Source organism: uncultured Tateyamaria sp. (assembly GCF_947503465.1).
Classification (GTDB): Bacteria; Pseudomonadota; Alphaproteobacteria; order Rhodobacterales; family Rhodobacteraceae; genus Tateyamaria.
In genome coordinates, this window is record NZ_CANNDN010000001.1 from 1 (window position 1) to 18055 (window position 18055).

17 protein-coding genes and 1 riboswitch are annotated in these 18055 nt (G+C 62.2%); of the genes, 12 read left to right on the forward strand and 5 right to left on the reverse strand.

Annotated elements, in window-relative coordinates; genetic code table 11:
* The 3 genes from ftsY to Q0844_RS00015 all read left to right on the forward strand — a co-directional run.
* Positions 1 to 1146 (forward strand): signal recognition particle-docking protein FtsY (ftsY, locus tag Q0844_RS00005; protein WP_299040848.1); only part of this gene is annotated, 1146 nt, incomplete at its 5' end.
* A gap of 48 nt (positions 1147 to 1194) precedes the next feature.
* Positions 1195 to 2097, forward strand: coding sequence for an EamA family transporter (locus Q0844_RS00010; protein WP_299040849.1), 903 nt, complete (start codon positions 1195 to 1197; stop codon positions 2095 to 2097).
* A 13-nt stretch (positions 2098 to 2110) separates the two neighbouring features.
* Positions 2111 to 2719 (forward strand): inner membrane-spanning protein YciB, encoded by a 609-nt coding sequence (locus Q0844_RS00015; RefSeq protein WP_299040850.1) that lies wholly within the window; start codon positions 2111 to 2113, stop codon positions 2717 to 2719.
* On the opposite strand, the gene Q0844_RS00020 is transcribed toward Q0844_RS00015, so the two are convergent.
* The 3 genes from Q0844_RS00020 to Q0844_RS00030 are packed head-to-tail and all read right to left on the reverse strand — an operon-like array spanning position 2716 to position 5112.
* Positions 2716 to 3432 carry a cyclic nucleotide-binding domain-containing protein gene (locus Q0844_RS00020; RefSeq protein ID WP_299040852.1) on the reverse strand — a complete coding sequence of 239 codons (717 nt, stop codon included), beginning with the start codon at positions 3430 to 3432 and terminating at the stop codon, positions 2716 to 2718. The two genes, Q0844_RS00015 and Q0844_RS00020, sit on opposite strands and share 4 nt — an antisense overlap.
* A 30-nt stretch (positions 3433 to 3462) precedes the next feature.
* Positions 3463 to 4149 carry a glutathione S-transferase N-terminal domain-containing protein gene (locus Q0844_RS00025; RefSeq protein ID WP_299040854.1) on the reverse strand — a complete coding sequence of 229 codons (687 nt, stop codon included), beginning with the start codon at positions 4147 to 4149 and terminating at the stop codon, positions 3463 to 3465.
* Positions 4150 to 4173: 24 nt separating this feature from the next.
* The gene (locus tag Q0844_RS00030; RefSeq protein WP_299040857.1) at positions 4174 to 5112 is read right to left on the reverse strand and encodes an alpha/beta hydrolase; all 939 of its coding nucleotides are present in this window, start codon (positions 5110 to 5112) and stop codon (positions 4174 to 4176) included.
* A 115-nt stretch (positions 5113 to 5227) separates the two neighbouring features.
* A riboswitch (SAM riboswitch) is annotated at positions 5228 to 5305 on the forward strand.
* 70 nt (positions 5306 to 5375) lie between these two features.
* Here Q0844_RS00030 and metZ point away from each other — a divergent pair.
* The 5 genes from metZ (at position 5376) to Q0844_RS00055 (ending at position 11466) form a co-directional block, all read left to right on the forward strand.
* Positions 5376 to 6563: an O-succinylhomoserine sulfhydrylase gene (metZ, locus tag Q0844_RS00035; RefSeq protein ID WP_299040859.1), complete on the forward strand. Its 1188-nt coding sequence runs from the start codon at positions 5376 to 5378 to the stop codon at positions 6561 to 6563.
* A gap of 152 nt (positions 6564 to 6715) precedes the next feature.
* Complete coding sequence (gene folE2, locus Q0844_RS00040; RefSeq protein ID WP_299040860.1) at positions 6716 to 7819, forward strand: GTP cyclohydrolase FolE2; 1104 nt, start codon at positions 6716 to 6718, stop codon at positions 7817 to 7819.
* A 193-nt stretch (positions 7820 to 8012) separates the two neighbouring features.
* On the forward strand, positions 8013 to 8240 hold the full coding sequence (locus Q0844_RS00045) for a hypothetical protein (RefSeq protein ID WP_299040862.1): 228 nt from the start codon (positions 8013 to 8015) through the stop codon (positions 8238 to 8240).
* A 98-nt stretch (positions 8241 to 8338) separates the two neighbouring features.
* Positions 8339 to 9787: a TrkH family potassium uptake protein gene (locus Q0844_RS00050; RefSeq protein ID WP_299040864.1), complete on the forward strand. Its 1449-nt coding sequence runs from the start codon at positions 8339 to 8341 to the stop codon at positions 9785 to 9787.
* Complete coding sequence (locus Q0844_RS00055) at positions 9787 to 11466, forward strand: thiamine pyrophosphate-binding protein (protein ID WP_299040866.1); 1680 nt, start codon at positions 9787 to 9789, stop codon at positions 11464 to 11466. Before Q0844_RS00050 ends, Q0844_RS00055 begins: the two co-directional genes overlap by 1 nt.
* Before the next feature lie 93 nt (positions 11467 to 11559).
* Here the strand turns inward: Q0844_RS00055 and Q0844_RS00060 are convergent, their stop codons facing one another.
* Together Q0844_RS00060 and Q0844_RS00065 are read right to left on the reverse strand one after the other, a co-directional pair.
* Entirely contained in the window at positions 11560 to 11832 is a 273-nt protein-coding gene (locus Q0844_RS00060) for a hypothetical protein (protein WP_299040867.1), read from the reverse strand.
* A 131-nt stretch (positions 11833 to 11963) separates the two neighbouring features.
* Positions 11964 to 13700, reverse strand: coding sequence for a serine protease (locus Q0844_RS00065; protein ID WP_299040868.1), 1737 nt, complete (start codon positions 13698 to 13700; stop codon positions 11964 to 11966).
* Between the two features lie 175 nt (positions 13701 to 13875).
* On the opposite strand from Q0844_RS00065, the gene Q0844_RS00070 reads away from it, so the two are divergent.
* From Q0844_RS00070 to glyS, 4 genes are read left to right on the forward strand one after another with little or no spacing between them, the layout of a single operon-like run.
* A complete protein-coding gene (locus Q0844_RS00070) occupies positions 13876 to 14817 on the forward strand; it encodes a glycine--tRNA ligase subunit alpha (RefSeq protein WP_299040869.1) in 942 nt (313 codons plus the stop codon).
* Complete coding sequence (locus Q0844_RS00075; protein WP_299040870.1) at positions 14814 to 15173, forward strand: glyoxalase superfamily protein; 360 nt, start codon at positions 14814 to 14816, stop codon at positions 15171 to 15173. Before Q0844_RS00070 ends, Q0844_RS00075 begins: the two co-directional genes overlap by 4 nt.
* On the forward strand, positions 15170 to 15685 hold the full coding sequence (locus Q0844_RS00080; RefSeq protein WP_299040871.1) for a DUF6446 family protein: 516 nt from the start codon (positions 15170 to 15172) through the stop codon (positions 15683 to 15685). The genes Q0844_RS00075 and Q0844_RS00080 overlap by 4 nt, the downstream gene beginning before the upstream one ends.
* On the forward strand, positions 15685 to 17913 hold the full coding sequence (glyS, locus tag Q0844_RS00085) for a glycine--tRNA ligase subunit beta (RefSeq protein WP_299040872.1): 2229 nt from the start codon (positions 15685 to 15687) through the stop codon (positions 17911 to 17913). Before Q0844_RS00080 ends, glyS begins: the two co-directional genes overlap by 1 nt.
* The last annotated feature ends 142 nt before the right edge of the window (positions 17914 to 18055 follow it).

An 18055-nucleotide genomic window follows, 5' to 3' on the forward strand; every position in this document is an offset into this window, starting at 1 on the left:
GAGCCAGAGCCAGAGCCAGAGCCAGAGCCAGAGCCAGAGCCAGAGCCAGAGCCAGAGCCAGAGCCAGAGCCAGAGCCGATCAACGTCCCCGACCCGGAACCGGAGCCAACGCCGCGTCCCACTGATGTGGCAATGGAAACGCCCGCCGCGGCAGCAGCAGAGTTGCCCGAGGCGGTTGATCCCGAACCGGCCCCCATACCTGCGGCCGTCAACCCCTCTGCGCTTGTTGAAACGACCCCGGCGCCGGCGCAACCCAAGCGCGGCCTGCTTGGACGCCTGCTGGGCCGCCGCGATGCGACCCCGGTCATGCGCCGCACCCTTGACGATGACATGCTCGAACAGCTGGAAGAGCTGTTGATCACCGCCGACATGGGCGTCGATACCGCTTTGCGCGTGACCGCCAACATGGCCGAGGGACGCATGGGCAAGAAACTGTCGGTGCAGGAAATCAAGGAACTGATGGCGCAGGAAATCGCCCGCATCATGGAACCCGTTGCGAAACCCTTGCCGCTTTATCCCCAAAAGCCCCAGGTGGTGCTGGTTGTGGGCGTGAATGGGTCGGGCAAGACGACGACCATCGGCAAGCTGGCCAGCCAGTTCCGCGCCGCAGGCAAATCGGTGGTGATTGCTGCCGGCGACACGTTCCGCGCGGCGGCGGTCGAACAGCTACAGGTCTGGGGCGATCGGGCAGGGGTGCCGGTGCTCACCGCGCCCGAAGGTACCGACCCTGCCAGCCTCGCGTTCGACGCATTGACCAAGGCGCAGGCCGACGGCGCCGACCTCCTGATGATCGACACCGCAGGCCGTCTGCAAAACCGCGGCGACCTGATGGAAGAACTGGCCAAGATCGTCCGCGTCATCCGCAAGATCGACCCCAGCGCGCCGCACAACACGCTGCTCGTTTTGGACGCGACAACAGGCCAGAACGCCTTGGCGCAAGTGAAGGTCTTCCAGGAGGTCTCCGACGTCTCCGGCCTTGTGATGACCAAGCTTGACGGCACCGCCAAGGGCGGGGTGCTGGTGGCGCTGGCCGACAAGTTCGGCCTGCCGATCCACGCCATTGGCGTGGGCGAACAGATCGATGACCTGTCCCCATTCGACCCCGAGGATTTCGCGGCTGCATTGACCGGCTTGGAAAATGAATAGTAAAATAGATCAATGGGTTAAGCCTGTCCCCGCGGGGACAGATCCTGAATGACCGCTTGGTTGGCAAGCATCGAGGGCACCGAAACCGGTCACAATGTGGCCCTGTGTCTGGCGATCCTTGCGGCTTTTCTACACGCGGTGTTCGGGGCCTTGCAGAAGGGCCGGCACGATCCCTGGCTGACGCGTGGCGCAATCGACGCGTCCTATGGCGTGATGGCAGCGCCATTTGCCCTGTTTGTTGTGCCATGGCCCGAACCGCATATGTGGCCCATTTTCGGCGTCGTTTTCGTGATCCACGTGGCCTACAAGGTGTTGCAGGCTTGGGCCTATACCAAGGGCGATTTCACGGTGGTCTACCCGGTTGTTCGAGGCACCGGCCCGCTCTTTACGGTGATCGGCGCGTATCTGCTGTTTTCCGAGACATTTACGCTTGTGCAATGGCTGGGTGTCGGGGTGCTGCTGACAGGTATCTACGGGCTTGCGCTGTACAATCTGCGGTATCTGCAGACCAACCGTGACACGCTGCCCATGGCCCTCGGCCTCGCGGTCATCACGGGCCTATTCGTGGCGCTTTACACCACTTATGACGCCTATGGCATCCGGGCCACGGAAAATCCGTTTACCTTCCTTGCGTGGTTTTTCATGATCGATGGGATCTTCATGCCGCCCGTCGCCTACATGCGCTGGCGGCGGATGGCGAACCCGCCCGCTGTGCCGCCGCTGATGTTACGCGGTGTGATTGGCGGCGTCGTTGCCTTCTTCAGCTTCGGTTCCATCATGATGGCCACGCGTCTTGACAAGGTGGGCGAGGCGGCGGTGCTGCGGGAAACGTCCACCGTCTTTGCTGCAATCATCGGTTGGCTGGTGCTGAAAGAAACGGTAGGACCGCGCAGAATTGCCCTGATGGCGCTGATCGCCGCCGGGGCCGTGATCGTCGAGATGGGCGGATAACAAAGGGCAGAGCATGGCAGACGCACGCGAGATCAACCCGCTTTTGAAACAGGTCCTCGAACTGGGCCCGCCGCTGGTCTTTTTCCTGATCTACCTGCGCATCCGCGACAACACCTATGAATTTGCGGGCACCGAATATTCCGGCTTTATCGTTGCGACACTGATTTTCGTGCCGATCATCCTGATTGCCATGGGCGTTCTTTGGGCGCTGACGGGCAAGCTGAGCCGGATGCAGGTCTTCACCGCCTTCATGGTCATTTTCTTCGGCGCGCTCACGGCATGGTTCAATGACGAACGGTTCTTCAAGATGAAGACCAGCATCGTCTACGGCATGTTCGCCCTGTTGTTGGGGATTGGCCTGTTGCGCGGGCAAAGCTGGCTGGCGTTTGTTCTGTCCGATGCGGTGCCGATGCGACGAGAAGGCTGGATGATCCTGACCCGGCGGCTGTGTGCGATGTTCGCGACACTGGCCGTCGCAAACGAGATCATCTGGCGCACCATGTCCACGGACACATGGGTCAAGATCGAAACCTTCGGCTTTCCCATCGCGATGATCGCGTTCATCTTCCTGCAATTTGCGGCCCTTCAGGACCACATGATTTCAGAGGAAGACGAAGCTTAGGCCCGCTTGGGCCGCGCATTGGCTGCATCCTCGTTCCAGTTTTGGGAATGCGGCGCCACGGCAAAGGCCACTTTCAAGGCGAGGTCCTTGGTGATCATCGCCTCGATCGCGAGGGCAAAGCGCGAATTTTTCCTGGCGCGTTTGCGCAGGCTCGCCACGTCCCATTCCAACACCTCGCTGCCTGCATCAAGCCGTGTGGTGGCGGCGCTGGTCTGCTGGGTGGCATAGGCGACCTCGCCCACAAACAGGTTCGGGGGCATGGTGAACCGCTCGCCCCGCTTGGTGATGTGGATCGGTCCCGAGATGACGTAATAGAGCTTGTCCGGCTGGACCCCTTCGGTGGTGACCTGGATGCGCTCTTCCAGAACATGGCGGCGGGCGCGTTTGACCAGATCGCGGAAATCACCGGGCGGCAACCCCTCGAACAGGGGGTAGATGTCGCGGTGGGCCGCGGGGACTGCAAATCTCGACCGGTGCCAGAGCAGACTGCCCAGCCCGATCAGGTTGGCGGTGCCCATGACCAGGGAGGTATAGATCGCCTCCCACAGGGGCGTGTCGGCGGCGGTCAAATAGTAATAGATGTAAAGACATGTCCCCAACAGGATCATCAGCCGCAGCACGATCTGGTTGGTGATCAGATAGCCGATGGTAAACACCGCACCCGCCGTCAGAATCACCGCCTCCGGTGCGACATAGTCGCTGACCATGAACATTCTTTTCCACTCCAACCCGTGACCCTACGGTCAAGTCTTGGGCTTGAATAGCGTATCCTGAGCCGATTTGTCTTGTTTCGTCGTGCGCAAGTCGAGGTGCAGGGCGTGGCCGCGCTGCACGGCCGGGCGGCTGCCCACCAGATCAAGCCAGCGGGCAAGGTTGGGTTTGTCATCCAGACTTTGCTCTTGCCCTTCCCAAAGCGATGCCCAGGGCCAGATCGCCATGTCGGCGATCGAGTAGTCGCCCGCCACATATTCGCTGTCGGCGAGTTGCCGGTCCAGCACGCCATAAAGCCGCGCGGTCTCGTTGCGATAGCGGTCCTTGGCGTAAGGAATGTCGTGGCCCATTTGCGGGGCGTATTTCAAAAAGTGATGCGTTTGACCGGCCATCGGACCGACCCCGCCCATCTGCCACATCAACCATTGATCAACGGCGATCCGGTCGCGTTCTGTGCGCCCACCGAACTGGCCGGTCTTTCGTGCGAGGTATTGCAGGATCGCGCCGCTTTCAAAGATCGAGACCGGCGCGCCGTCAGGCCCGTGGGGATCCGTGATCGCGGGCATCCGGTTGTTGGGGGAGATCCTGAGAAAGTCGGGCTGAAACTGGTCCCCCTTGCCGCTGTTGATCAGGTGCACCTTGTAGGGCAGCCCGAATTCCTCCAGCGCGATAGAGGCTTTCCAGCCGTTGGGCGTGGGCCAGTAGTACAGGTCGATCATCAGGTCCTCCGGGCAGTCCGGCGGTCATGATGCGGTTTTCTGTCCTTCAAACAAGGGCACAGGCAGGGGCGGCACAGCAAAGATACGTGACCAGCGCGGGGCCGGACGGTTGGGCAATACATCCTGCAACCCCTCAAGCGGCACGCGGTCGGCGTGGCGCAGGGCGCGGGCGTAAAAGCGCAGCGCACCCGGGCGGGTGTATCCCGACCAATGGCAGACGCGGCGCTGCGGGGCACTGATATGTCCGCCAAAGCGGGTCAGCGCACCCAGCGTGTCCGGGCAATCCAGTTGAATATTCACGGCATGCGGCAGGCAAAGGCCCGCACCCAGCGCGCGATCGCCCGGCACATCCGGGGCGATCAGCCGTTCGAACATCAGATCGAACAGGTCGTTTTCGCGGCTGATCACATTCAGCACCTCGGCGCTGCGACCTGCCGGGGTCTGCAATGCCACATGCGCTGTGCTGGTATAGCTTGCGCCGGTAATGGCCACGATCCGCTGGATCGCGTGCGCGGGCAGATGATGCAGCGCTTCGAAGATGACTTCCGAGCCCATCGAATGGGTGATGGCATGGATCGGGCGTGTCGGTGCAATGGTGCGGATGGTCCGGATAACCTCGGCCAGCGCCGCCCCGGCACAGCGGGCCGACCGCTGGGCCCGCCACAGGTTGCCGCGCGCACGCCAGCCAAATGCGATGGCCAGCCCTTCGTCCGGCTGGCCGGTGCCAAATCCAAGGTGGCGCAGCCATTGTGTGCGGTTCGATTTGTCCTGATGCGGCACCCGGCCGAAAATTGTGCTGTGGGGTGAGCAGGTCGTTGATTCGGGGTCATATTTGAACCCGTGCACCAGGATCATCACCGGGCCGGTGCCTGCGGCGGCGGCCCGCGTGGCCGACAGCGCCGAAGCGGGTGAGCCGTGGACCCGCAGACCGGCGGGCCCGGCGTTCAGTCTCAGGATGGGCATGTCTGCGCCTCCTACCACATATTGTGGTGCCGCTATGACGTAGGCATATGACGAAGCCATGAATTTTAGGTTACAGCACCGTGACGGTGTTGACGTGCAACACCCCCGGGCGTACTTCATGCGGCGTGGCGATTTGTTACCGGATTGCGGGCCACGTTAAACACTTCCGCTAAAAGGTCAGGATGAAAGCCCCCTTTCGCTTGACCCGCGTCTGGGGGTTTTTTGTGGCCTGACCCCTTTCAGGCCCGCGATGGAGTTTGAACATGTCCGACACATGGAATGCCCGCACCCGCGCTGTGCACGGTGGGGTCCGCCGCAGCCAGTATGGCGAGGTCAGCGAGGCGATCTTTCTGACCCAGGGTTTTGTCTATGACAGTGCCGAGGCCGCCGCGCAGCGGTTCGAGAAGGCGGGCGAGGACGAATTTATCTATGCCCGTTATGGCAACCCGACCGTGCGGATGTTCGAGGAACGCATGGCGCTGCTGGAAGGGGCCGAAGACGCCTTTGCCACAGCCTCCGGCATGGCGGCGGTGTCCGGCGCGCTGACCGCGATGCTGAAGGCGGGCGATCGGGTTGTGTCGGCCCGCGCGCTGTTCGGGTCCTGTCTCTATGTGCTGGAAGAGGTGCTGACCCGCTACGGGGTCGAGGTGGAATTTGTCGATGGTACCGACCTGGACGCGTGGGCCGCGGCCATCACGCCCGACACGACGGCGGTGTTCTTCGAATCCATCTCGAACCCGACGCTGGAAGTGGTGGACATTGCGGGGGTGTCGAAACTGGCCCACGCGGTCGGGGCGACTGTGCTGGTGGACAACGTCTTTGCCACGCCTGTCTTTTCCAATGCAATTGCGGATGGCGCGGATGTGGTGGTCTACTCCACCACCAAACATGTGGACGGGCAGGGCCGGGCGCTGGGCGGCGTGATCATGGGCCGCCAAGAGTTCATCCGCAAAACCGTTGAACCCTACATGAAGCACACGGGCGGTTCGATGTCGCCGTTCACCGCATGGGTGATGCTGAAAGGGTTGGAAACGCTGGACCTGCGGGTCAGGGCACAGGCGGCGACGGCGCTGCAACTGGCGCAGGCGTTACACGGGCACGCTGCCCTCGCGCGCGTGATCTATCCCGGCCATCCCAGCCACGCCCAGCACGACCTTGTCACCCGTCAGATGGGCGGGGCAGGGGGCACGGTGCTGTCGCTCGACCTGAAGGGCGGGCAGGCGGCGGCCTTCAAGTTTCTGAACGCACTGACAATTCCGGTGATTTCCAACAATCTGGGCGATGCGAAGTCCATTCTGACGCATCCGGCCACCACCACACACCAGCGGTTGCCGCAGGATCAAAAAGATACGTTGGGGATCACGCCAGGGCTGGTCCGCATGTCCGTGGGCATCGAGCATGGCGATGACCTGGTGGCGGATATCCTGCAAGCCTTGGAAAAAGCACAATAATGCACAATAACGGCGGATTGTTAAAAGACGCCCCGATCGCCCCCCTTTAGTCATCCATGTTGCAGGTTCACACGTAACCGTTAGCGATATTGGAAATGTGCCGCACGACGTTTACCTTCGTCTGGCACGCAAACAGAAAGGGGGGCTACTTTATGAACATTCATACGCCCGACATCACCGCAATACCCGAACGTGACGAAGCCGAAGCAGCGCTGGACCTTTTGCGCCGCTGGGCCAAGAACGCGACAACCACAGACATCATCGAACTCGACCCGTCGGTGGCGCGGCTTGTGCCGGGCGGCGATGGAGTCGATTACCCGGCCTTTACGCGCGAATACCCCGAAGGGTTCCGCGTGGATGCCGATTACAAGGACACGCTGCCCGACCTGCAAAACGGGCCATCCAGCCTGATCCGCGGTGCCAAGACGCGCATCCAGCATGTGGGCATCTCGAATTTCCGCCTGCCACTGCGCATCGAAAGCCGCGATGGCGCGCCGCTGACGCTTGAGACATCGGTCACGGGCACTGTCAGCCTGGAGGCCGACAAGAAGGGCATCAACATGTCCCGCATCATGCGGTCCTTCTACAAACACGCCGAGGAAACCTTTTCCTTTGGTGTGATCGAAGCGGCGCTGGACGACTACAAGGCAGACCTTGAAAGCTTTGACGCCCGTATCCAGATGCGGTTTTCCATGCCTTTGCGGGTGGACAGCCTGCGTTCGGGCCTGTCGGGCTACCAGTATTATGACATCGCTCTGGAACTGGTCGAGCAGGCGGGTGTGCGCAAGCGCATCGTGCATCTCGACTATGTCTATTCATCGACCTGCCCCTGTTCGCTGGAATTGAGCGAACATGCCCGCGCCACCCGTGGGCAACTGGCGACGCCGCATTCGCAGCGGTCTGTCGCACGGATCTCGGTGGCGCTTGAGGATGGCACGGATACGCTGTGGTTCGAGGACCTGATCGACGCGTGCCGCCGCGCCATTCCCACCGAGACGCAGGTGATGGTCAAGCGCGAGGACGAACAGGCCTTTGCCGAGTTGAATGCCGCCAACCCGATCTTTGTCGAGGACGCCGCGCGACTGTTCAGCGAACAGCTTCTGGCGGATGTGCGCATCGGCGATTTCCGCGTGGTCGCAAGCCATCAGGAAAGCCTGCACAGCCATGATGCCGTATCGGTCCTGACCGAGGGTGACACGTTTGCGGGAGAGAGCATCGACCCGCGCATGTTCCAGACCCTGTTCCATACCGGGTAAACCCCCGGAGCGCGGCGGACACCGCCGACATAACCGTGCAAAAACGCGCCCCATGGGGCGCGTTTTTCTTTTGTGATCACAACGCGCGTGCAACCCCGCCATGCACGAATGGCATTGGTCATTTCGGGGTGCACCCCTTATGTACGGGGCAACGGGAGGACAACAATTTACGCATGATTTGCGAGGTACTCCAATGGCTTACGTCACACACTCGAACACATCTTTCCTGAGCGCGCTTCTGGACCGCGTCACCGCGTTCCTTGCGGCACTGGGTCATTCCGCGTCCATGTCCGCCGCGGCCGAAAACCGGTTCCGCCGGATCGAAGCCCTGCGCGCCAAATCCGACGAAGAACTGGCAGCAATGAACCTGCGGCGCGAAGACATCGCGGCCTACGTGTTCCGCGACCTGATGCACCTCTGACACGCAAGCGGTCCAACCGTGGGCCACATGCACGCCGGGCCGGTGGTGCGGTGTCTCCTGCTTGACACCGCCCGCGCGGCCCGCCAACGCTGAGCGCGATGATCGACCTGCGCCCTGTTGGATATGTGATTGGCCTGTTGGTGGCCGTGCTTGGTCTGGCCATGATCCTGCCGATGCTTGTCGATGTGGCCGAAGGGCGGGGGCACTGGCCCGTATTTGCCGAATGCGCGCTGGTCACGGTCTTGACAGGCGGCATGATCGCGCTCAGCTGTCAGAACGGCGTGCGCGAAGGTCTGACAATCCAGCAAACCTTCCTTCTGACCACCGGCGTATGGTTGGCCCTGCCCATCTTTGGCGCGTTGCCTTTTGTCGTCGGCGCCACCGAATCCCGCTTTGTCGATGCGTTCTTCGAGGCGATGTCGGGCCTGACCACCACCGGGTCCACGGTGCTGTCCGGTCTGGATACTTTGCCCAAGGGGCTGCTTTTGTGGCGCGGCATCCTGCAATGGCTGGGCGGTATCGGCATCATCGTGGTGGCCATGGTTTTCCTGCCCGAATTGCGGGTCGGCGGGATGCAGATTTTCCGCACCGAAGCCTTTGACACCTTTGGCAAGATCCTGCCCCGTGCAACGGAAATCGCAAGCCGCATCTCGGTCATTTACGTGGCGCTGACCCTGATTTGCGCCCTGTGCTATATCGCGGCTGGCATGGGGGCATTTGACGCCACGGTGCACGCGATGACCACCATCGCGACGGGCGGGTTTGCCAATTATGACGCCTCCTTTGCGGCCTTCGGACCTGCGCCGTCTTACGTTGCGACCGTTTTCATGGTGTTGGCGGCGCTGCCTTTTGTCCGCTTCGTGCAACTGAGCGCGGGAACGGCACGTCCCTTGCTCCTTGACCGGCAGATCCATGTGTTCCTGGTCACGGCCTTTGTCATCGTGATCATCATCGCGGCCTGGAACCTGTGGCAGCAAAATGACGTGACCGAAGGGGCCGTGCGCACCGCCCTGTTCAACACCGTGTCGCTGATGACGGGCACGGGATACGCCAATGCCGATTATGGCCAATGGGGCAGTTTTGCCGTGGCGATCCTGTTTTTCACCGGTCTGATCGGTGGCTGTGCGGGCTCGACCGCCTGTTCGATCAAGGTGTTCCGCTATCAGCTGCTGTTTGCTTCCATCAAGGCGCAGTTGCAAAAAACGCGCAGCCCGCACGGCATCTTTACCCCGCGCTACGCAGGTCGCCCGGTGGGTGAGGACGTGCTGAATTCGGTCATGTCCTTCTTCATGTTCTTCGTGGTGACATTGGGCATGTTGTCCGTGGCGCTGGCAATGACCGGTCTTGATTTTGTCACTGCGCTGTCGGGTGCCGCCACGGCGCTGGCCAATATCGGCCCGGGCTTTGGCGAACAGATCGGTCCGACCGGCAATTTTGCAGGCCTTAACGACACGGCCAAATGGCTGCTGGCGGCGGCCATGTTGATCGGACGGCTTGAGCTGATGGCCGTCTACGTGATCTTCACCATCCAATTCTGGAGAGCCTGATGTCCAGCGGTACTCCCCTGGTCCGCCCCCTCGGTGCGCAAATCTCGCATATGCTGAAAGACCGCGGGGTCGACGTGATCTTTGGCATCCCGGGGGTGCACAATCAGGAAATGTACCGCGGGATTGAAGAGGCGGGGATCACCCACGTGCTGGCGCGACACGAACAGGGGGCCGGTTTCATGGCCGACGGCTACGCGCGGGCGACGGGGCGTCCAGGCGTGGCCTATGTGATCACCGGCCCAGGCCTGTGCAATATCATGACACCGATGGGGCAGGCCTATAGCGACAGCGTGCCGATGCTGGTGATTTCGAGTTGCCTGGACGAAACGGCGGCGAAGAAAGGCCAGTTGCACCAGATGAAGGACCAACGCGCGGCGGCAGAAGCCGTGTGTGATTGGTCGGAAGAGGCGCGAACGGCGGAGGCGGCCTATGCGTTGATCGACCGGGCATTCACCGAGTTCAGCACCAGGCGCAAGCGCCCGAAACACCTTCAGGTGCCTATCGCCCGGTTGGAAGAAAACGCGGCTCAAACCTATGCGAACTGGAAACCGCAGGCGCGCGCGCCGCAAGGGCATTTCCAGATCAGCCGCGTGCCCGGCCCGATTCAGGGCCCCGCACCATCAACCCTGGCTGACCAATTGGCTCTAAAGCTGCTGCATGCGGAACGCCCCCTCTTTGTCTTCGGCGGGGGGGCAACCCGGGTCGGAGGGGACGGTGGCCCATTGCCTCGCCTGCTCGAGCAAACGCGCGCGGCCACGTTCATGACCTACGCGGGGCGGGGGATCGTGCCGCCGGGCTGGGAGCTCTCTTTTGGATCGACCCTCGCCAGACCCGAAAGCGCGGCGGTGCTGGAGGCCAGCGACTGCTTTGTCCTGGTCGGAACCGACATGGCCGAGGTCGATTTGTGGCGTGATCCGCCTGCACCAACGCCCGACACCTATCACATCAACATCGACCCGGAGGTTTTGGCGCGTGCGCATCCCCGGTCATGGTCGGTTCAGTCGGATGCGGCGACCTTCATGATCGCATTGGCCGCCGCCGTCGAACGGCATGCGCCCACCATATCGCGCCCGCCCAAGTCGCACTGGTCTGCGGACCTGGTCGCGGGCTACCGCGACAAATGGCGCGCCGAGGTCGACGCCGAACGTCCCGGCATCGTGCCCGTCTGCGACGCCCTGCAGGACTGCCTGCCCAAAGGCACCATGATCTATTCGGACATGACCCAGTTTGCCTACACCGCCAAGGAAGTCTGGGACATGGACCGCCCCGGCCACTGGCACCACCCCACGGGGTTCGGCACCCTTGGCTACGCAACACCTGCCGCCATCGGCGGTGCCGTCGCGCGCAAGGGTCTGCCCACAATGGCGATCATCGGCGATTACGGCTTTCACTACACCATGCAGGAACTGGGCGTGGCGGTCGAACTCAAACTCCCCATCCCTATCATCCTCTGGGACAACGGCAAACTGGCAGAGATCGAGGACAGCATGGTCCGTGCCCAGATCGCCCCCAATGCGGTTGTCGCCCGCAACCCCGACTTCTGCAAACTGGCGCACGCCTTCGGCGCCCATGCCGCGGCGCCCAAATCTCTCGAAGAGATGCAAGAAACCGTCCGCGCCGCATTCGACGCAGACGGTCCGACACTCGTCTACCTGACGCCCGAAATCGCACGACCCTGATCATCTTCTTCTGGCCGGAAATACTTCGGGGGCGCCCGCAGGGCGGGGGCAGAGCCCCCTAAACTGTCGTGTCGCCGCACGGCGCCCTTTGGATCACATCTTCGACCCTTCAGCACGGTAGATACCGCCCCAGGTGTTGCCCGAGATATAGCTGGGACAGCCTTTCCTACGGGTGTTGACGATCAGGAACCACATGGTTTCGCCCGGGCGCCCCGCGCGGCTGTATTCACAACCCAGCGGATGCGTCCACCACTGCCCCTGATGCGAGGCGGGCGGTTTCACGACGGCCGTGGCCGCCACGGCCTCGGCTGCGGGTACGACAACGAATGCAGCCGCAGCCACGGTTTTGATAAGGGATTTGAACATGACACACTCCGATCACTGAATAAGGTCCAGCGCCCCCACGCCTTGGCCCCAGTGATGTCGGTTTGCCGTTAACAGCGGCCTAACGACCGTGATCGGAATGCCTGTGATTTTAACGAATTGCGCCCGGGTGTTCAGTCCCAGCAGCTGACCAGAACGGTCATGCCCGTCGCGGCCTCGGTCAGGTCAACGGGATCGATCGGCGTTGCACTATTGGTGCCCGCGGCGGCCATGCCGGCCTGCGACAGCACGTCCTGCAACACGTCGCGATCCAGGGCAAAGCGAACCCCCTCCGGCAGCGCACGCCCGTCCTGCGCCTCGGGCAGCAACATGCCAAGCACACCGCCCCCCGCATCCAGAACCGGGCCTCCCGCATCGCCCGGCAGGGTGTTCATCGCCAGACGCGCCAGATCGGTCTCTCCGTTCAGACCGCGCACATCGCTGAGCGTGCCAAAGGTCATTGACGGCGCCCCAAGCACACCTTCGAAACTGAAACCGGCTGCGGCCACCTCTGATTGCAGGCGTGGCTGGGCGTCGGCAAAGCGGGCAAACGCCCGTGGCGCAAGGGCATTCGTGGGCTTCAGGACCGCAACACCCCGATCCGCGTCCAGCACCGACACTTCGGCCTCGACATCCGTGTCCAGGGTGACACGGCTGCAGCTGTTCACCGCTTCGGCAGTTGTGACGACGGTCCCCCGGCTGTCCACGAAGAAACCGGACCGCGACAGGCGCGGCTTGCGGATCTCAAGGCCCGACACAAGGTCAATCGCCTGGTCCTGGCTGCTTGCACTGGCCGGGATCACACCGCCTGTCCGGACAAAGCTTTTTTCCATCTCGTCCAGCAGGCGCGTGCGCCGCTCTTCGTCTCCGGCGGGCCACACGACAGTGAACCCCTTGATCTGTCCATCTTCCAGCGCGACGCGCGTCTCTGACACGCGATTGGCGTCACGACCGACAAGGGTAAAGGACCGTTCCTTGCGCTCGCGCGGCCCATCCAGGGGCACGATGTCCAGGGTCTGCATGATGTCATAGAGGCCAAACAAAGTGGTCTGGTCGCCGGCCTGGCTGATCAGAAGGACGGTCGCATCAATATCCCCGGTCGCCGCATAATGGGCAAAGGGATACTCGTATTTTTCAAACGTGACCGCAGCCGTCGGCATCAGGATATCAATGCCCGCGGTGTCGTCCGACACCAGCTCAAGGCCCAGCCCGTCCAGTACGGAATTGTAGTCCTGCAACAGGACGGCCCGCTGCCGCGTGGTCAGGATGCCGGTGACATCGAACCCCTTGCGCTCTTGCCAGGTTGCCATTGCATTGCGTGTGCCGCGGCCAAAGGCGCCGTCGATGGCCCCCTGGTAGGTGCCCGCCCATTGCAGGGCGATTTGCAGGTCCTCCCGTTCGGCCCGCGTCAGTTGCCGTTCGCTGCGCTGCGCCTGCGCGGGTGTTTCATCTGCGGGCTCCGGCTCCGGCGCTGCCGTGACGGGGGCGGGCGCCTGGGGGGCTGTGGGCAGGGGCGCATCCACGACGCCGCGGTTCAGCACATTGGCCCCAATGGGCCAGAATTGCTGACGGAAGGCAGAACTGAACGCGATATAGCTGTCGCGCGGGATCACCCCTTCGGACCGGTAGACCCGCAAAACCTGTTCGGCATCGGACCGCGCGTAGGGGCCAAGGGCCACGCCGTACCAACCGCCACCCAGCGAAAACCCGTTCACATCAGGCAATTCGGCGGCATAGGCGCGTGCGCGCTCTGTGGCGGCGTTCAGGCTGGGTTGTGCCTCGATCTGGATCCACACCGGGTCGTCCTGGGCAACCGCACCCACAACCGACGCAAGCAATACACCCCACGCCAGCATCATACGCTTCAACATCCGCCCATATCCCCTTGGTTGGTCTTGGTGCCAGTCTTCCGTTTCGGCGCAGAATAAGCAGGAATCCGCCGCGATGGAAATGGTGGAATACCGGTAAAAAGCCACCCCACGCGCAATTGACCATTCGGGGGGCGGGCCGTAGGTAAGGCACGCAATTCCAACCGATGGCGCATGCATGTCAGAAACCGTTTCCACGCCCCGTTCCTTTCAGGAGATCATCCTGCGGCTCCAGACCTATTGGGCCTCGAAGGGCTGTGCGGTGCTGCAACCCTATGACATGGAAGTGGGGGCGGGCACGTTCCACCCGGCCACAACGCTGCGTTCGCTTGGCACACAGCCCTGGGCCGCGGCCTATGTGCAACCGTCGCGTCGGCCGACCGACGGGCGCTATGGCGAGAACCCGAACCGCTTGCAGCATTATTATCAGTACCAGGTGCTGATCAAACCCAGCCCGCCGGACCTGCAGGACCTTTACCTTGGGTCCTTGCGCGCCATTGGCATCGACATGGACCTGCACGACATCCGCTTTGTCGAGGATGACTGGGAAAGCCCCACGCTCGGCGCCTGGGGCCTCGGGTGGGAGGTCTGGTGCGACGGCATGGAAGTGTCGCAATTCACCTATTTCCAACAGGTTGGCGGCCATGACTGCCACCCGGTTTCGGGTGAGCTGACCTACGGCCTCGAACGCCTCGCGATGTACATCCTGGGCGTCGATCACGTGATGGACATGCCCTTCAACGACCCGCAAACGCCCATTCCGCTCAGCTACGGCGACATCTTCAAACAGACGGAAGAGGAATACGCCCGCTGGAACTTTGACACCGCCAATACCGACGTCCTGCTCGATCACTTCGTCGAGGCGGAAAACGAATGCAAGGCGATCCTTGAGGCCACCCATGACGACCCCAAGACGGGCAAGCGCATCATCATGGCGCACCCCGCCTATGATCAATGCATCAAGGCGTCCCACATCTTCAACCTGCTGGACGCGCGCGGCGTGATCTCGGTCACCGAACGGCAGGCCTACATCGGCCGCGTTCGCGCGCTGGCCAAGATGTGCGCCGACGCCTTCGTGCAGACGCGGGCCGGGGGCTGGCAGCCGGAGGACGCGGCATGAGCTATACCAATGCCACCCCCGTCCTGCGCGTTTCTGATTACCAGCGGGCCAAGGCGTTCTACATGGATGTCCTTGGTTTCGAGGTGATGGAAGAGGCGGGCGAGCCGGTCACCGGTTTCGGCATATGCCGGGCAGGCGCGGCCCAGATCTTCCTGATGGCCTGGAACGGTCCCGAAGCGGCCTATGAAAACTGGCGCGTCTACCTCTACCCGCAGGACCTTGATGCCCAACTGGCCCACATCGCCACCACGGGCACCCCGGTCAAAGGCCCCACCATCACCGAGTATGGCATGCGCGAGGTCGAGGTCACCGATCCCGACGGCAATGTGCTGTGCCTGGGCGAGGATGCCGGATGAACGGGAAGATCATTGGGATTGTCATCGTGCTGAGTTCGATCATCGCGGGTGTCGCGCTGTATTACCTCCAGATCTACGGTTTCTACGAAGAGGTGACAGACGCCGAGGTACAGCTTGTGTCCGTCGTCTCGGATCAGCCGGAACCGATCCCATTTGACAACTTCCAAGCCATCGACGCCGACAGCTCGCCCATCCGCTACCGCGCATGCTTCACCACCGACATGTCGCTGGCCCTGCTGACCGAAACCTATGTCGGGCTCGAAGATGCCACCCCGCGCAATGCCCCCGGATGGTTTGATTGCTTTGACGCTGCCGCCATTGCGGCGGAATTGGATGCTGGCACGGCGCTGCCGTTCCTCAGCCAGAAAAACGTCGATTTCGGCGTCGACCGCATCGTCGCCATCACCGAAGACGGGCGCGGCTATGTCTGGCACGAGCTGAACGATTGCGGCGAAAAAGCCTATGACGGAACAATCGTGGGCGAAGAATGCCCAGGACGGGAAACTGAATAATGCCTGATCTTCTGATCGAACTCTTTTCCGAGGAAATTCCCGCGCGCATGCAAAAGCGTGCCGGCGAGGACCTGCAAAAGCTGGTCACCAACGGACTGGTCGAGGCCGGGCTGACCTACGCCTCTGCCGCCGCCTTCACCACGCCCCGCCGCCTGTGCCTGACGGTCGAGGGGGTGGTGGGTGAATCACCCACCCTACGCGAAGAACGCAAGGGACCGCGCGCCGACGCCCCCGAAAAGGCGATCGAAGGGTTCCTGCGCGGTGCAGGGCTGACACGCGATCAGGTCGAGGAGCGAGAGACGCCCAAGGGCAACGTGCTGTTTGCCGTGATCGAAAAACCGGGCCGCCCGGCGGCCGAGATCATTGCCGAGGTGTTGACCCACACCATCCGCACCTTCCCCTGGCCCAAATCCATGCGTTGGGGCGACGGTGCCCTGAAATGGGTCCGCCCGTTGCACTCGATCCTGTGCATCTTGACGGATGAGGTAGGCACAGACATGGTGCCCGGCGACGTTGACGGCATCACGTTCGGCGACACGACAGAAGGCCACCGTTTCATGGCGCCGGGCAGGTTTTCTGTAACCTCTTTCGAGGATTACGAGCGGAAGCTCAAGCGCGTACACGTGGTTCTGAACGCCGCCGACCGCGCTGAGACCATCTGGCACGACGCCACCAACGCGGCCTTCGCCAGCGGGCTCGAAGTGGTCGAAGATCAGGGCCTGCTTGCGGAAGTCGCGGGTCTTGTCGAATGGCCCGTGGTCCTGATGGGCAAGATCGGGAGCGACTTCCTCGATCTGCCGCCCGAGGTGCTGCAAACCTCGATGAAAGAGCACCAAAAATTCTTCTCGGTCCGCAACCCCAAAACGGGCCGGATCGAACGGTTCATCACGGTGGCGAACCGCGAAACGGCGGATAACGGGGCCACGATTTTGGCGGGCAACGAAAAGGTGCTGAGCGCACGTCTGGCGGATGCCAAGTTCTTTTGGGAAAATGACTTGCGTATCGCCAAATCCGACATGAGCGTCTGGACGCAAGCTCTTGAAAACGTGACGTTCCACAACAAGCTGGGCAGCCAAGCCGACCGCATCAACCGCATCGCGGCACTGGCCCGGGAACTCGCACCCGTGGTGGGCGCAGACCCCGACCAAGCCGAAGAGGCCGCCCGCTTCGCCAAGGCCGATCTCAGCAGCGAAATGGTCTACGAATTCCCCGAACTTCAGGGGCTTATGGGGCGGTATTATGCCGAGGCGGCAGGCCATCCGACAGAAATCGCAGCGGCGGCGGAAGAGCACTACTCGCCTCTGGGTCCGTCCGACGATGTGCCGACAGCACCAGTGTCGGTCGCCGTGGCATTGGCGGACAAGTTGGACACGCTGACGGGCTTCTGGGCGATTGACGAGAAGCCGACAGGATCGAAGGACCCGTTTGCGTTGCGCAGAGCCGCATTGGGGGTGACACGTTTGATTTTGACTAACGCGTTACACCTAGATCTTGGATTAAAATTTAGGTCAGAGGTGGCATTCCGATTTGGCTATTCTCGATTGGACGCCGAAAGAAAGCCATTCGAGAAGTTTGCCAGAGCGGCCTACGCGTCCGGTCATGACTTTATTGGGGACGACATAATAGGTTACCTTGAAAATGCAGAACTCGAGGTCGAACTCGACATTGTCGAGGCGGCTAAGTCTGAAGTACCGCCCATTTCGGAGGACCTCCTCTCCTTCTTCCACGACCGCCTCAAAGTCTACCTCCGCGACCAAGGCATCCGCCACGACATCATCGACGCCTGCATCGCGATGCCACAAAACGACGACCTCACCCTGCTGGTCAAACGGGCCAAAGCCCTCTCCGAAACGCTCAAAACCGACGACGGGGAAAACCTCATCCAGGGCTTCAAACGCGCCAACAACATTCTCACGCAAGCCGAAGCGGCGGATGGCGTCGAATACTCCTACGGCGCCGACGTCAAATTCGCCGAAACGGGTGAAGAACGCGCACTCTTCGCCGCCCTCGACGCAGCCGAGACAAAAATCGCCCCCGCGATGGACTCCCAGGACTTCGCAACCGCCATGTCTGCCATGGCCACCCTGCGCGGCCCCATCGACGCCTTCTTCGAGGCGGTCCAGATCAACGCCGACAACCAGACCGTCCGGCGCAACCGCCTCAACCTGCTCAGCCGCATCCGCACGCTCTGCCTCTCGGTGGCCGACCTGACCAAGATCGACGGCTAAGGTCTTCTTTCGACCAAAAATACGACGGGGGGTCAGGGGGGCTGGCCCCCCTGTCCGACGGAGGCAAGGCACCCGGCCGGTGCACGGGGCGCACGGGCGCCGTGCATGCCCTGATTGACACATGTGCGCCGTTGACCTCACG

Excerpts from the sequence above, each read along its gene's own strand:
- Q0844_RS00010 (WP_299040849.1), top strand. The coding sequence starts at position 1,195 with ATGACCGCTTGGTTGGCAAGCATCGAGGGCACCGAAACCGGTCACAAT.
- Q0844_RS00015 (WP_299040850.1), top strand. The coding sequence starts at position 2,111 with ATGGCAGACGCACGCGAGATCAACCCGCTTTTGAAACAGGTCCTCGAA.
- Q0844_RS00020 (WP_299040852.1), bottom strand. The coding sequence starts at position 3,432 with ATGTTCATGGTCAGCGACTATGTCGCACCGGAGGCGGTGATTCTGACG.
- Q0844_RS00025 (WP_299040854.1), bottom strand. The coding sequence starts at position 4,149 with ATGATCGACCTGTACTACTGGCCCACGCCCAACGGCTGGAAAGCCTCT.
- Q0844_RS00030 (WP_299040857.1), bottom strand. The coding sequence starts at position 5,112 with ATGCCCATCCTGAGACTGAACGCCGGGCCCGCCGGTCTGCGGGTCCAC.
- metZ (WP_299040859.1), top strand. The coding sequence starts at position 5,376 with ATGTCCGACACATGGAATGCCCGCACCCGCGCTGTGCACGGTGGGGTC.
- folE2 (WP_299040860.1), top strand. The coding sequence starts at position 6,716 with ATGAACATTCATACGCCCGACATCACCGCAATACCCGAACGTGACGAA.
- Q0844_RS00045 (WP_299040862.1), top strand. The coding sequence starts at position 8,013 with ATGGCTTACGTCACACACTCGAACACATCTTTCCTGAGCGCGCTTCTG.
- Q0844_RS00050 (WP_299040864.1), top strand. The coding sequence starts at position 8,339 with ATGATCGACCTGCGCCCTGTTGGATATGTGATTGGCCTGTTGGTGGCC.
- Q0844_RS00055 (WP_299040866.1), top strand. The coding sequence starts at position 9,787 with ATGTCCAGCGGTACTCCCCTGGTCCGCCCCCTCGGTGCGCAAATCTCG.
- Q0844_RS00060 (WP_299040867.1), bottom strand. The coding sequence starts at position 11,832 with ATGTTCAAATCCCTTATCAAAACCGTGGCTGCGGCTGCATTCGTTGTC.
- Q0844_RS00065 (WP_299040868.1), bottom strand. The coding sequence starts at position 13,700 with ATGTTGAAGCGTATGATGCTGGCGTGGGGTGTATTGCTTGCGTCGGTT.
- Q0844_RS00070 (WP_299040869.1), top strand. The coding sequence starts at position 13,876 with ATGTCAGAAACCGTTTCCACGCCCCGTTCCTTTCAGGAGATCATCCTG.
- Q0844_RS00075 (WP_299040870.1), top strand. The coding sequence starts at position 14,814 with ATGAGCTATACCAATGCCACCCCCGTCCTGCGCGTTTCTGATTACCAG.
- Q0844_RS00080 (WP_299040871.1), top strand. The coding sequence starts at position 15,170 with ATGAACGGGAAGATCATTGGGATTGTCATCGTGCTGAGTTCGATCATC.
- glyS (WP_299040872.1), top strand. The coding sequence starts at position 15,685 with ATGCCTGATCTTCTGATCGAACTCTTTTCCGAGGAAATTCCCGCGCGC.